The sequence below is a fragment of the Tessaracoccus aquimaris genome, from assembly GCF_001997345.1.
Classification (GTDB): domain Bacteria; phylum Actinomycetota; class Actinomycetes; order Propionibacteriales; family Propionibacteriaceae; genus Arachnia; species Arachnia aquimaris.
The window spans coordinates 1,778,449-1,791,872 of sequence record NZ_CP019606.1 but is presented as its reverse complement, the minus strand read 5'-3'; the positions used below and the strand labels follow the sequence as shown (position 1 = coordinate 1,791,872).

Annotated in this window: 12 protein-coding genes and 1 pseudogene; 4 read left to right on the top strand and 9 right to left on the bottom strand. The window is 70.5% G+C overall.

Annotated features, from left to right (window positions below):
• Window position 1: 1 nt before the first annotated feature.
• Window positions 2-1,492 (bottom strand): glycoside hydrolase family 1 protein, encoded by a 1,491-nt coding sequence (locus BW730_RS08390; protein WP_226997156.1) that lies wholly within the window; start codon window positions 1,490-1,492, stop codon window positions 2-4.
• A 100-nt stretch (window positions 1,493-1,592) separates the two neighbouring features.
• Here BW730_RS08390 and BW730_RS08385 point away from each other — a divergent pair, with 100 nt between their 5' ends.
• From BW730_RS08385 to BW730_RS08370, 4 genes are all read left to right on the top strand, one after another.
• Window positions 1,593-2,204, top strand: a complete 612-nt coding sequence (locus tag BW730_RS08385; RefSeq protein WP_077685844.1) for a TetR/AcrR family transcriptional regulator — start codon at window positions 1,593-1,595, stop codon at window positions 2,202-2,204.
• Window positions 2,201-3,586 (top strand): aldehyde dehydrogenase family protein, encoded by a 1,386-nt coding sequence (locus tag BW730_RS08380; protein ID WP_077685843.1) that lies wholly within the window; start codon window positions 2,201-2,203, stop codon window positions 3,584-3,586. Before BW730_RS08385 ends, BW730_RS08380 begins: the two co-directional genes overlap by 4 nt.
• Before the next feature lie 89 nt (window positions 3,587-3,675).
• Window positions 3,676-4,665 carry a phosphotransferase family protein gene (locus BW730_RS08375; RefSeq protein ID WP_077685842.1) on the top strand — a complete coding sequence of 330 codons (990 nt, stop codon included), beginning with the start codon at window positions 3,676-3,678 and terminating at the stop codon, window positions 4,663-4,665.
• Complete coding sequence (locus tag BW730_RS08370; protein ID WP_077685841.1) at window positions 4,666-6,018, top strand: MATE family efflux transporter; 1,353 nt, start codon at window positions 4,666-4,668, stop codon at window positions 6,016-6,018.
• On the opposite strand, the gene BW730_RS08365 is transcribed toward BW730_RS08370, so the two are convergent.
• From BW730_RS08365 to BW730_RS20350, 8 genes and pseudogenes are all read right to left on the bottom strand, one after another.
• Window positions 5,991-6,596 carry a TetR/AcrR family transcriptional regulator gene (locus BW730_RS08365; protein ID WP_077685840.1) on the bottom strand — a complete coding sequence of 202 codons (606 nt, stop codon included), beginning with the start codon at window positions 6,594-6,596 and terminating at the stop codon, window positions 5,991-5,993. The two genes, BW730_RS08370 and BW730_RS08365, sit on opposite strands and share 28 nt — an antisense overlap.
• 3 nt (window positions 6,597-6,599) lie before the next feature.
• Window positions 6,600-8,357 carry an ABC-F family ATP-binding cassette domain-containing protein gene (locus BW730_RS08360; RefSeq protein WP_077685839.1) on the bottom strand — a complete coding sequence of 586 codons (1,758 nt, stop codon included), beginning with the start codon at window positions 8,355-8,357 and terminating at the stop codon, window positions 6,600-6,602.
• A 3-nt stretch (window positions 8,358-8,360) separates the two neighbouring features.
• Window positions 8,361-9,134 (bottom strand): DUF4191 domain-containing protein, encoded by a 774-nt coding sequence (locus BW730_RS08355; protein WP_077685838.1) that lies wholly within the window; start codon window positions 9,132-9,134, stop codon window positions 8,361-8,363.
• 14 nt (window positions 9,135-9,148) lie between these two features.
• Complete coding sequence (lipA, locus tag BW730_RS08350; RefSeq protein ID WP_418082039.1) at window positions 9,149-10,084, bottom strand: lipoyl synthase; 936 nt, start codon at window positions 10,082-10,084, stop codon at window positions 9,149-9,151.
• A 33-nt stretch (window positions 10,085-10,117) separates the two neighbouring features.
• The gene (lipB, locus tag BW730_RS08345) at window positions 10,118-10,789 is read right to left on the bottom strand and encodes a lipoyl(octanoyl) transferase LipB (RefSeq protein ID WP_226997155.1); all 672 of its coding nucleotides are present in this window, start codon (window positions 10,787-10,789) and stop codon (window positions 10,118-10,120) included.
• 20 nt (window positions 10,790-10,809) lie between these two features.
• Window positions 10,810-11,544: a DUF554 domain-containing protein gene (locus BW730_RS08340; RefSeq protein ID WP_145952782.1), complete on the bottom strand. Its 735-nt coding sequence runs from the start codon at window positions 11,542-11,544 to the stop codon at window positions 10,810-10,812.
• 105 nt (window positions 11,545-11,649) lie between these two features.
• Window positions 11,650-12,986: pseudogene (gene sucB / locus BW730_RS08335) on the bottom strand (2-oxoglutarate dehydrogenase, E2 component, dihydrolipoamide succinyltransferase).
• Window positions 12,983-13,411 carry a biotin/lipoyl-containing protein gene (locus BW730_RS20350; RefSeq protein WP_077685836.1) on the bottom strand — a complete coding sequence of 143 codons (429 nt, stop codon included), beginning with the start codon at window positions 13,409-13,411 and terminating at the stop codon, window positions 12,983-12,985. Before BW730_RS20350 ends, sucB begins: the two are co-directional and overlap by 4 nt.
• Window positions 13,412-13,424 lie beyond the last annotated feature (13 nt).

The window sequence follows — 13,424 nt, the reverse complement described above, 5'->3', positions numbered from 1 at the left end:
GTCAGGCCCGTCCGCGCGCCGTCAGCGCCTCGCGGAGCCACGTGTACGACGACTTGGGGGTGCGCGTGCCTGTCTCGAAGTCGACGTGCACGATGCCGAAGCGCTGCGTGAAGCCTGCCGCCCACTCCCAGTTGTCCATCAGCGACCAGACGAAGAAGCCGCGCAGGTCGATCCCCTCCGCGACGCCGCCGGGCGCGACTGCCTCGAGCGCCGTCGACAGGTGGTCGGCGAGGTAGCCGACCCGCCCGGCGTCGTCGACCTGGCCGTCGGGGCCGGGGCGGTCGTCGAAGCTGGCGCCGTTCTCGGTGATGTAGACCGGGGGCAGCGCGTCGCCGTAGCGGTCGCGGACCTCCGCGAGGGCGGTGGCGAAGAATTCGGGCGCGATGGGCCATCCGAAGCCGGTGGTCGGGTACCCCTCGAAGGCCTCGAGGCGGAAGGGCAGTTCCGACATCGCCTCGCTGGTGCCGTCCGGGCTGACGCCGGTTCCGGCTCCCGCCGCGACGAGCGTCGGCATGTAGTAGTTCAGGCCGTAGAAGTCGAGCGGTTGCGAGATGACGGCGAGATCCTCGGTGGGCACCTCGGCGAAGGCGCCGAACATCCCGGCCAGGTCCTCGGGGACCTGCGGGTAGTGGCCCAGCAGCACCGGATCAGCGAAGACCCGGTTGTGCACGACGTCGAACAGGCCGGCCATCAGGGCGTCCTCTTCGGTGCCTCCGGCGGGCACCACGGGGGAGTGCACGTTGGTGATGCCGATGCCGCCGCGCACGCCAGCGGCGCGCAGCGCCTGGACCGACAGGCCGTGGCCGAGCAACTGGTGGTGCACGGTGGGGAGGGCGTCGAAGAGCAGCGCCTGGCCTGGGGCGTGCAGCCCGAGCGCGTAGCCGTTGAGCGTCACCGTCGCGGGCTCGTTGATGGTGATCCAGCCGTCGACGCGGTCGCCGAAACGCTCGCCGACCAGGCCTGCGAACTCGCCCAGCCGGGAGGCCGTGTCCCGGTCGAGCCAGCCGTTGGCGTATTCGACGGGGAGGTCCCAGTGGGAGATCGTCACGAACGGCGAGATGCCGGCGGCGAGCAGTTCGTCGAGCAGGCGGTCGTAGAAGGCGATCCCCTCCGCGTCGAGGGGGCCGCTGCCGTGAGGCTGCAGGCGGGTCCAGCCGAGCGAGAACCGGTAGGCGTCGACGCCCAGGTCGGACATCAGGGCGACGTCTTCGGAGAGCCGGTGGTAGTGATCGGCGGTCACGGCGGTGGTGCTCGCGTCGGCGATGCGTCCCGGTTGGCTGCTGAAGTCGTCCCACACGCTCGGGCTGCGTCGGCCCTGCGTCGTGGCGCCCTCGATCTGGGCGGAGGCGGTCGCGGTGCCGATCAGGAAGCCTGGCGGAAGGCTCGCGCCGAGCGCCTTGGCGTCAGGGGTGGGGTGGTGCAGCATCGTCGTCTCCCGGGTACGGACCGCTTCGTCCGCCTCGTCTGGATCAATGTGGGTCAGTTGTCCCACTTCCGGGTAGTGTAGGAGGCGGCTCACCGGTGAGCAAGCACTTTTCCACAACCCTTGCAGAACCCGTCCGGTGGGTGCCACGCGCAGCCAGGAGGGGCCGATGGGGCGGATACCGGTCGAGGAACGACGCAGGGCGCTGATCGCCGCTGCGCTCCGGGTGGTCGCGTCGCGCGGCCTGGCGGGGGCCTCCACCAGGGCCATCGTCACCGAAGCGGGCATGTCGCTCGCGAGCTTCCATTACGCCTTCGAGTCGCGCGACGAACTCATCGAGCAACTCATCCCGGAGGTGATCGCCAGCGAGGAGTTGGCGATCCTGCCCGACCCGGTCGCCGGGTCGATGGTGGATCTGCTGACCGACGGGCTGATGGGCTACCTCGACCATCTGCGCACCGACCCCGCCCACGAACAGGCGATGCTGGAGTTGACGCAGTACGCGCTGCGCGAGCGGCCGGAACTGGCCAGGCGCCAGTACGAGCAGTACGCGAGGATCGCCCGGGTCGGGCTCGAACTGGCGGCGCGGCACACCAGGCAACGGTGGAGCGAACCCATCGACACCGTCGCGGCGCTGCTGCTGTCGCTCACCGACGGGTTGACGCTCGGTTGGCTCGTCACCCGCGACGACGAGACCGCGGAACGGGTCGTCAAGGCGGCTGCCAGGATCGTCGCCGGCCTCGCCCGGCCGGTGAAGAGGGGAGAGGGGGCGTCGACATGAAGGACGTGACCGCGGCGCTGCGCGAGCACTTCGACACCGGGATCACGCGGGGTCGCCACTGGCGGCGGGCGCAGTTGAGGGCGCTTCGCCGGATGCTCACCGAGAACCAGGGGCGGATTGAGCGGGCGCTCGCCGCCGACCTCGGCAAGGCGCCGGCCGAGGTCGTGATCACCGAGACGGGGATCGTCATCTCGGAGATCGACCACACGCTGCGGCACCTACGGCGCTGGATGCGACCAAGGCGCGCGCGGCTTCCGCTGTTCATGGCGCCCGCCCGAGCCAGGATCGTGCCGCAACCGCTGGGCGTCGTCCTGATCATCGGGCCCTGGAACTACCCCCTCCAACTGCTGCTCGCCCCGCTCGTCGGCGCGCTCGCCGCGGGCAACGTCGCGGTCGTCAAGCCCAGCGAGATCGCGTCGGCCACCAGCGCCCTGGTCGCCGAACTGCTGCCCCGCTACGTCGACCCGGCGGCCGTGGCGGTCGTCGAGGGCGGCCCCGAGGCGACAACGGCGCTGCTGCGCGAGCGCTTCGACCACATCTTCTTCACAGGCTCGGAGCCGGTCGGCAGGATCGTCGCAGAGGCCGCCGCGAAGACGCTCACACCCGTCACCCTCGAACTCGGCGGCAAGTCGCCCGTCTACGTCGACGCGACGGTCGACCTGGCCGTCGCGGCGCGCCGCATCATGTGGGGCAAACTGCTCAACGCCGGCCAGACCTGCGTCGCCCCCGACTACGTGCTCACCACGCCAAAGGTCGCGGCCGCCCTGGTGCCGCTGCTGCGTGCTGCCGTCGCGGAGATGTACGGCGCGGAGCCGGCGGCGAGCCCGGACTACGGCCGGATCGTCACGCCCCGCCACCTGAAGCGCCTCGAGTCGCTGCTCGACGGGCAGCGACCCGCCTTCGGCGGCGAGGTGCTGGAGGGAACGCGCCAACTCGCCCCGACGGTGATCGACGACGCCGATCCCGACTCGCCCCTGATGCGCGAGGAGATCTTCGGCCCGATCCTGCCGATCGTCCACGTCGACTCCCCCCGGGCCGCCATCGACTTCATCGCGGCCCGCCCCGACCCGCTGGCGCTCTACGTCTTCAGCGACAGCAGGCGGGTCAGGCGCGGATTCCTCGTCGGCACCCGGTCCGGGGCGTTGAACTTCGGCATCCCGGCGGCCCACCTCGGCGTGCCGGAACTGCCCTTCGGTGGCGTCGGCAACAGCGGCATGGGGGCCTATCACGGCGAGTTCTCGTTCGCGACGTTCAGTCACGACAGGCCGGTGCTCGACAAGCCGCTCAGCCCCGACTCCGCAGCGATGGCCTACCCTCCGTACGGCCGCCGCGCCACCGGTCTTCTGCTGGCGATGATGCACGGAGGCAGCAGGCGACGCTGACCCACGATCAATACCGTCGGGGGTGACGGTATTTGCTAGGCTGTGCTGTCGCGACCACGGGCGTCGCGCATGGACATCGACGGAGCCCCATGCACAGCATCACCAAGAACAGCCAGGACGACGCCCAGTTGCGCCGCATGATCGAGCGCGCCTTCGGGGCCGACCAGGTGCCGCAGGACGACGGCTTCGCGCACGAGTTCACCCATGGCTGGTTCAACGCCGCCTACCGGATCGATCTGGGCGACGGCACCCCGGTCGCCCTGAAGATCGCGCCCCCCGCGGGCGTGGCGGTCCTGACCAGGGAACACGACATGATGCGCGCCGAACTCGAGGCGATGCGACTGGTGATCGAGCAGACCGACGTGCCGGTGCCAGCGGTGCTCTACGCCGACCTGTCGCACGAGATCCTCGACGCCGACTACTTCTTCATGGACTTCATCGACGCCGACAACTTCGGCATCGCCGCGGCAGAGGGCAGGCTGACCCGCGCGGAGATCGAGGCGGGCTTCCGCGACCTCGGCCGGCTGAACCGCGAGATCAACCAGATCGTCGGGCCCCACTTCGGGCCGCTACTAGGCGAGGGCTTCGGCACCTGGCGCGAGGCGTTCGGCGCGATGTTCGAGGACATGCTGCGCGACGGCGAGGCCGTCGGCATCGACCTGGGCTGGCACCCCGACCAGTTGCGCGCCGTCGTCGCCGACCACGCGGACGTGCTGGACGACGTCACCGAACCGCGGCTCATCGAGGTCGACCTGTGGGGCAAGAACTCGATGCTGCGCGACGGGCGGATCGTCGGGATCGTCGACCACGAGCGGGCCATCTACGGCGATCCGATCATGGAGGCGGGCCTCACCAGCATCGACCTGGAGGGCTTCGACGAGGCCGAGCCGTTCATGCAGGGCTACGGCATGGCGGGCCTCACGCCGTCCGAGCGGGCCCGTCGTCGGCTCTACTCGATCGCGCTGGCCACCGTGATGGCCGTCGAGACCTCGTACCGGGGCCACGTCGACATGAGCACCTACAACCTGGCCCGGGAGTGCCTCGACCAGTTGATGGCCGAACTCGGGCACACCAGGTAGATGGGGCCGTCCCGCGCGGCGGAGAGCGCGGAGACGCTCGGGACGGCCCCGGTCGGGCGGCTGCTGTGGACGATGTCGCTCCAGACGACGGCGTCGGTGGGGCTGTACGGCGTGTACGCGCTGACCAACGCCTGGTTCGTGGCGTGGGGCGTGGGGGAGACGGCGCTCGCGGCCGTGAACCTCGCGGCGCCGCTGCTGCTCATCATCGGCGCGGTGTCCACCACCGTCGGCGTCGGTGGCGCATCGCTGGTGTCGCGGGCGCTGGGTGCCGGCCGACCCGATCGCGCGGCCGCCGCGGCGGGCAACGCCATCGCGCTGTTCTGGCTGGTCGCGATCTGCTCGACCGTCGTCGGACTGCTGGCCCTCGATCCGCTGCTGATCGCGCTCGGCGCCACCGGCGAGACGCTCGGCTACGCCCGCTCCTACGGCGCCATCATCCTCGCGGGCGCGATCTTCGCCACCGGGTTCTCCGCCATCGTCCGGGCGGAGGGCAGGCTCGCGTACTCGATGCTGCTGTGGATCGTGCCGCTCGTGGTGCAGATCCTGCTCGACCCGCTCCTGATCTTCGTGTTCCACCTCGGCACGGCGGGTGCCGCTCTTGGCACCGTCGCCGGGCAGGCCGTCTCGGCGGCGCTGGCGTTCCGGTTCTTCTTCCTGATGCGGGACCGCCCCTACCGGGTCGGGCTCCCGCACCTGAGGCTGCGACTCCGCACGGTCTCCGAGGTGGTGGGGATCGGCGCGCCCAGCTTCCTGGCAGGCTTCGGCGCGACCTTGCTGACGGCGCTCATCAACCAGCGCCTCGCCCTGGTCGGGGCCGTCGCGCTGGCCGCGTTCGCCGTCGTCAGCCGGGTCCAGACGTTCGTGATGACCCCGCAGATCGGGCTCACGCAGGCGGCCCAGCCGATCATCGGGTTCAACGTCGGACGCTCGGACGGCGCCCGGGTCACGCGGACGCTGCGGCTCTCCATCGGTGCGAGCCTCGGGTACGGGACGCTGATCGCCGCCGCCGTGTTCCTGGCGGCGGGCCCGCTCGCGGGGGCGTTCCTGGCGCCTGGGCCGGCGCACGCGCAGGCGGTGGCGGCGCTGCGGGTGGTGGCCGTCGGGTTCCTCGTGGCGGGCATCGCGCCGTTGGTGTCCGGCTATCTGCAGGCGCTCGGGCAGGCGCGCGGCTCCTACCTGATCTCGCTCGGGTCGATCCTGCTCGTCAAGGTGCCGCTGGTGCTCGCGCTCACCGGGGTCGCGCCGATGGGGATCTGGCTTGCGCTGCCCGCGGGGGAGGTGGGGTCGTGCCTGCTCGCGGTCGGCCTGCTCGCGTGGCGGAGGCGTCAGGCTAGGTCGAGCCCGAAGCCCTGACGGTACCAACGCCGCAGTTGGGCGCCGATGTCGACGGCGTCCGGTTCGAGCAGCCACTGCACCTGCAGCCCGTCGATCAGCCCCATCATGGCCGCCCCGGCGTTGTCGACGTCGACCCGGGCGTCGATGGTTCCGTCGGCCTTGAGCGCCGCGAACGCGGCGTCGATGTGGCCGCGGATCCGCCGGTAGCGGTCGCGGAAGTAGCCGTGCGCCGGATGGTCGGGGTCGGTGGCCGACTCGGCGGACAGCACCGCGTACAGGTTGATCAGCCCGGGCACGGCGGCGTTGTCGTCGATCAGGCGAGCGAACCGGTCCAGGTAGTCAAGCGGCTCGACGGAGGGGTCGCTCCCGACGAAGAAGTCCCGGCCGTTGACCCGGTCGCGCTCCTCAAGCACGGCGAGCAGCAGCGCCTCCTTGGTGCGGAAGTGGTGCGCGAGGCCCATCCGGGACACGCCGCAGTCCGCGGCGATCTGGGCGAGGGTCGCGTTGCGGTAGCCGAGGGTCGCGAAACGCGAGAAGGCTGCCTCAAGCAACTCGGAGCGCCGCCTTCTGCCCTTCTCGTAGCCGATGCCAGCCACGCCCTACTCGGCCGCCTCGAGCCAGGCCTCTTCCAGGTCGCCATGGCGGGTCTCGGCGTCGCGCAACTGCCCGTCCAGGGTGGCGAGCCTCTCGAAGTCGGAGGCGGCCGTTGCCATCGCGGCGTGCAGTCGGTCGATCTCCTTTGCCACCTTGTCGAGTTGGCCCTCGATCCGGGCGAGGTCCTTCTTGCGCTGCCGATCTGCCGCCGCGTCTGAGCGTGGGGCCTCCGCGACCGCGGCGGGCGCGGACCGGCCGCGCTTGGCGTCCGCGCGGCGCGCCAGGTACTCGTCGACGCCGCCCGGCAGCAGCGCGACCGACCCGTCGCCGAGCAGCGCGTGGGTGTAGTCGGTGATCCGCTCCAGGAAGTAGCGGTCGTGGCTGACCACGATCAGCGTGCCAGGCCAGCCGTCGAGGTAGTCCTCGATGATCGTGAGCGTGTCGATGTCGAGGTCGTTGGTCGGCTCGTCGAGGATCAGCACGTTCGGCTCGGTCAGCAGCAGCCGCAGGAACTGCAGTCGGCGCCGCTCGCCGCCCGACAGGTCGCCGATCCGGGCGACCAGCTTGTCTCCTGTGAAGCCGAACTCCTCGAGCAGGGACGACGCGCTGGCGTCGCGCCCGGTCGCGAGCTTCGTCTCCTCCCGGAGCCGCTTGACGGAGTCGAGGACCCGGTCGCCGTCGTCGAGTTCGCCGACGGTCTGCGACAGGTAGCCGAGCCGCAGCGTCTTGCCCCGCTTGAGGGTGCCGCTGTCAGGTTCGCGTTCGTCCGCGAGCAGGTCGAGCAGCGTCGTCTTGCCCGCACCGTTGACGCCGACGAGGCCGATCCGGTCGCCGGGGCCGATCGACCACGTCAGCCGGTCGAGCAGCACCCGGCCGGGGATGGCGTAGTCGACGTCCTCCAGGTCGAAGACGTCCTTGCCGAGGCGGGTCACGGAGAACTGCTGCAGCGCGAGCTTGTCGCGCGGATCCGGCTCGTCGGCGATCAGCACGTTGGCGGCGTCGATGCGGAACTTCGGCTTCGAGGTGCGTGCCGGGGCGCCGCGTCGGAGCCAGGCGAGTTCCTTGCGGGCCAGGTTCCTGCGCCGCGCCTCGTTGGAGGCGGCCTGCCGCTGCCGCTCGACGCGGGCGAGCACATAGGCCGCGTATCCGCCGTCGTAGGCGTCGACGACCCCGTCGTGGACCTCCCAGATCCGGTTGCAGACCGCATCGAGGAACCACCGGTCGTGCGAGACGACCAGCATCGCGAGCCCTGCCCGGATCCGGCCCTGCAGGTACTCGGCCAGGAAGGCGATGGCCTCCACGTCCAGATGGTTGGTCGGCTCGTCGAGCACGATCAGGTCGTGGTGGCCCAGCAACACCGCGACGAGCCCGACGCGGCGACGCTCGCCGCCGGAGAGCGTGTCGAGGGTGCGGTCCAGGTCGAGGTCGGGAAGCAGCGCCTCCACGACGCCGCGCTTGTCCGAGTCAGAGGCCCAGACGTGGTCGGGTTCGCCGTCGACGATCCAGTCGCGCACACTCTGGGCGTCGTCGCCGACGGTGGTCTGCGTGAGGACCCCGATGGAGGCGTTGTTGGCGATCGTGACGCGCCCCTGGTCGGGGACGAGGTCACCGGTCAGGACGCGCAGCAGCGTGGTCTTGCCGTCGCCGTTGCGGCCGACCACGCCGATGACGTCGCCCGAGCCGAGCCCGAGCGACACGTCATCGAGCAGGATCCTGGTCCCGAACCCGTGCGTGACGGACTCGAGGTTGACGAGGTTCGCCACGGATCAGCGGCCGCGCATGGCGGCGCGGGCGCCCTTGGCGTTGATGGGACCCTTGGGGATCGGCGCCTTGGGCCGCATCGCGTCGAGCGCGCGGAGTCGCTGCTTCACCTCGGAGATCTTGTCGTCGGTGAGGGCCTTCGGAAGCTTCTTGATGTGGGAGGCGAGCTTGTCGAGCGGGACCTGCCCCGACTTGTCGCCCATCTGGATCACCTTGACGTCGACGCCGTAGGCGACCTGCTCGTGCTTGCGCTTCTCGCTGGCCAGCAGCGGGCGCAGGCGGCCGGGCTCGCCCTCGCCGATCAGGATCAGGCCGGTGGGGCCGATCGTGCGGTGCACGACGTCCATGTTCTTGGTGACGGCGATCACGGGGTCGCTCGTCCACTTCTTCGGCAGCATCTGCAGCGCGACCTCGCCGGATCCGGCCTGCCCCTCGAAGCGCTTGTAGACGGCGTTGCGGGCGCGCCAGGCGAAGATCGCCATCGCGCCGAGGAAGCCGACCGACAGCGCGAGCACGACCCACATCACGATCTGCAGCGCACCGGTGCCCGCAAAGACCAGGCCGAGCGTCAGCACCAGGGCGAACGGGATCACGAAGGCCCCGAGCATCAGCCAGGGCAGCGCCTTGTCGTACTTCGCCGTGACCTTGTAGGTCTCGAGCATCTGGCGCCAGCGGCCCCAGTCGGAGGGGTCGGTGGAGTTCTTCTTGCGCTCCTTGAGCGCCTGCGCTTCGGCCTTCTGCTTCGCTTCGAGGGCCTTGGCGCGTTCGGACTTTGCCATGTCGCTAGTTTCTCTTACTTCTTCTTCTTACGGGCGTCCATCGCCGTGCGGTACAACCGCCCCGCGCGATACGAGGATCGAACGAGCGGGCCGGACAGCACGCCAGAATATCCGATCTCGCGCGCCTCCTGGTCCAGCTCATCGAACTCCTCTGGAGTCACCCAGCGGTCGATGGGGTGCAGGGTCGCGTTGGGGCGTAGGTACTGCGTGATGGTGATGATCTCGGCGCCCGCGTCGTGCAGGTCCTGCAGGGCCTCGGAGATCTCCTCGCGGGTCTCGCCCATGCCGAGGATCAGGTTCGACTTGGTGACCAGGCCAGCCTCGCGGGACATGGTCAGCACCTCGAGCGAGCGCGCGTAACGGAAGCCGGGGCGGATCCGCTTGAAGATGCGCGGCACGGTCTCGACGTTGTGCGCGAAAACCTCGGGGCGGGTGTCGAAGAGCTGTTGCAGCAGTTCTGGCTTGCCCGAGAAGTCGGGGGCGAGCATCTCGACGCCGACGCCGGGGTTGACGGCGTGGATCTGGCGGATGGTCTCGGCGTACAGCCAGGCGCCCTCGTCCTCGAGGTCGTCGCGGCACACGCCGGTGATGGTGGCGTAGCGCAGCCCCATCTTCTTCACGGAGGCGGCGACCCGCAGCGGCTCGGCGGGGTCGTAGCCGTCGGGCTTGGCCGACTCGATCTGGCAGAAGTCGCAGCGCCTCGTGCACTTGTCGCCGCCGATCAGGAAGGTCGACTCCCTGTCCTCCCAGCATTCGTAGATGTTGGGGCAGCCCGCCTCCTGGCACACCGTGTGCAGGTCGCCGGTCGTGACGATCTGCTGCAGGTCCTTGTAGTTGGGACCCATCTTGGCGGTGGTCTTGATCCAGCTCGGTTTGCGCTCGATCGGCGTCTGGGCGTTCTTTGCTTCGACGCGCAGGAGGCGTCTTCCGTCGGGCTGCACTGCTGTCACGCGAGCGAGTCTACCCATTGACCGGCGTGGCCCCTACCCGGCGAGGGTGGCGGCGTGCGAGCGCAGCGGGGCGAGCGCGTCGCGGAGGTACGGCTCGAGGTCGCGCGCGACCCCTGCCACGCTCCACTGGCCAGGCAGTTCCTCGACGATGGAGGTGACGCCGGCGTCAGAGATGCCGCACGGGACGATGTTTCCGAAGCGCTCCGCTGAGCTCTGCACGTTGAGCGCGAAGCCGTGCATGGTGGTGCGGCGCGCCACCCGGACGCCGATGGCGCAGATCTTGCGCTCCGGTCGCGCTGCGGAGGCCTCGAGCCACACCCCGGTGCGCCCCTCCACCCGGCCCGACGCGATGCCGTAGCCGCCAAGCAGCCCGATGATCGCCGTTTCGAGGGCCCGCACGTAGTCGACGACGCCGACCCCGTCGACCAGGTGGATGATCGGGTAGCCGACCAGCTGGCCAGGGCCGTGATAGGTGATCTCTCCGCCGCGGTCGACGGGGATCACGGGCGTCCCGTCCTTGGGGTAGTCGGACTCCTTGGTGCGCCTTCCTGCGGTGTAGACGGGGGAGTGCTCGACGTAGATCGCGTGGTCGGCCCGCGCCCCGTCGGCGACTGCGGCGTGCACGACGCGCTGGTAGTCCCACGTCTCCTGGTAGTCGGAGAGGGAGGCGACCTCGCCCAGGCCGCGGTACTCGAAGCTCAGCACGCTCCCGATGGTAACGCGGCTCAGAGGGCGAGCGCGGCGAGCGGGACGAGCGCGGGCGCCAGCACCAGCGCGGGGAGCAGGTCGCCGACGGGGATCTGCTTGAGGTTGAGCAGGCGAAGGCCCAGGCCGATCAGGATCACGCCGCCGGCGGCGGTGAGCGCGTCGATCTGTGCGGCGCTCAGCACGTCGCCCGCGAAGTAGCCGAGCAGCGTCAGCGCGCCCTGGATCAGGCCGACAGCGGCCGCTGAGGCGAGTACGCCCCAGCCGAGCGTCGACGCGAACGCCATCGCGGCGAAACCGTCCAGGATCGCCTTCACGTAGAGCTGCTCCGCCCCGCGCCCCAACCCGTCGGAGATCGACCCGAGGATCGCGAGGGGGCCGACGCAGAACAGGAGAGTCGAGGTGACGAACCCGTCGACGAAGCGGGCCGCGTCCCCTGTCTCGGTGAAGCGTCCCCGGAGCCAGGCGGCCGCCTGCTCCAGCCGGTCCTCGATCCGCAGCCACGAGCCCAGCAGCGCCCCGACCAGCAGCGAGGCGAGCACCACGATCATCGCGAAGGAGCCGACGGCCTCGGTCAGCGGCGCCGAGTTCATGGCCACCACCGAGAAGCCGCCGAGCACCATGGTGAACATGCCGAGCACGGCGGTGACGGTGTCCTTGGTGCGGCCGGGGATCTTGTTGCCGAGCGCGATGCCGAGCAGCGCACCCACCACGACGGTGGACACGTTGACGATGGTGCCCATGCCGACGATCACGGCCACATCAAAGCAGATGCGGCGTGGTCGTCCGCGCACCAGGGGCCCGACTGAGACGCGAAACGGCCCCGCGGGATCATCCCGCGGGGCCGCCTTGAGCCGGTGTCAGAGGCCGAGTTCGCTCCCGAAGTCGCCCTCCTCCAGGCGCTCCTTGACCACGGAGAGGAAGCGGGCGGCGAGGGCGCCGTCGATCAGGCGGTGGTCGTAGCTCATCGAGAGGTACATCATGTGCCGGATCGCGATGGACTCGGTGCCGAAGCGGTCCTCGACGACCACGGGACGCTTGACGAGCGCGCCCGTGCCCAGGATCGCCACCTGCGGCTGGTTGATGATCGGCGTGTCGAACAGCGTGCCCGCCGAGCCGTAGTTGGTGATGGTGAACGTGCCACCCGAGAGCTCGTCCGGCGCGACCTTGTTGGTGCGCGTCCGGGCGGCCAGGTCGCCGATCTTCTTGGCGAGGCCCGCGAGGTTCAGGTCGCCAGCGCTCCGGATCACCGGGACGAGCAGGCCCTTCTCGGTGTCGACGGCGATGCCGATGTTCTCGGCGTCGGCGTAGGTGACGGTGCCCGCCTCGGTGTCGATGGTCGCGTTGACGATCGGGAACTGCTTCAGCGCCTCGACCGCAGCCATCGTGATGAAGGGCAGGTACGACAGGGATGCGCCCTCGCGCTTCTTGAAGTCGTCCTTGGCCTGCGCCCGGATGTGGCTGATGGCGGTGACGTCGACCTCGACGGTCGCGGTGAGCTGGGCCGAGACCTGCAGCGACTCGACCATGCGCGCGGCGATGGTCTTGCGGAGCCTGGTGAGCTTCTCGGTCGTGCCGCGCACGGCCTGGGCATCGGCCGACGGGGCCTTTGCCGCGGGAGCGGCGGTGGCGGCAGCGGCCGGAGCGGCTGCGGCAGGTGCGGCGGCGGGGGCCTTCTTGGCAGCCTCGGCCGCCTCGATGACGTCCTGCTTGCGGATGCGGCCGCCGACGCCGGTGCCCTTGACCGAGGTCAGGTCGACGCCGTGTTCCTTTGCGAGCTTGCGCACCAGCGGGGTGACGTAGGTTCCGTCGCCTGAGGCCTCAGCCGCGCGGCGCGCGACGGCGTCCTCGACGGCGGAGGAGTGGGCCTTCTCGGACGCCGGGGCGGGCGCGGCAGCAACGGGCTCGGGGCGGGAGCGGCGGGCGCGGGGGCGGGAGCAGCGGGCTCGGGTTCGGCGGCAGGGGCCTGGGCCGCGTCGCCGACCACCGCAAGCACGGCGCCGACCTCTGCGACGTCGTCCTCCTTGAAGCGGATCTCGAGCAGCGTTCCTGCGGCCGGGGAGGGGATCTCGGTGTCGACCTTGTCGGTCGAGACCTCGAGCAGCGGCTCGTCGGCCTCGACGGTGTCGCCGACCTCCTTCAGCCAGCGGCTGATGGTGCCCTCCGTGACGGACTCGCCGAGCGCGGGAAGCGTCACCTCGACGCCCTGCGCCTGGCCCGACGGCGCGGGCGCGGCAGGGGCCGCCTCGGGCGCCGCCTCGGGAGCGGGGCGGGAGCCGGTGCAGGCTCGACCTCCGCCTCGGTGGCGTCGGATGCCGCGGTGGCGGCCGCCTCTTCGGCCTCGATCGAGACCTCAGTGGGAGCCGCGCCTCCGGCGGACTCTCCCGCGTCACCGATCACCGCGAGCACGGCGCCGACCTCGGCCACGTCGTCCTCGTTGAACCGGATCTCGAGCAGGGTGCCCGCAACGGGGCTGGGAATCTCGGTGTCGACCTTGTCGGTAGAGACCTCGAGCAAGGGCTCGTCGGCCTCGACAGTGTCTCCGACCGCCTTCAACCAGCGTGAAATGGTGCCTTCCGTGACGGATTCGCCCAGAGCTGGGAGGGTGACTTCGGTTGACATGTGAGTATGGCTC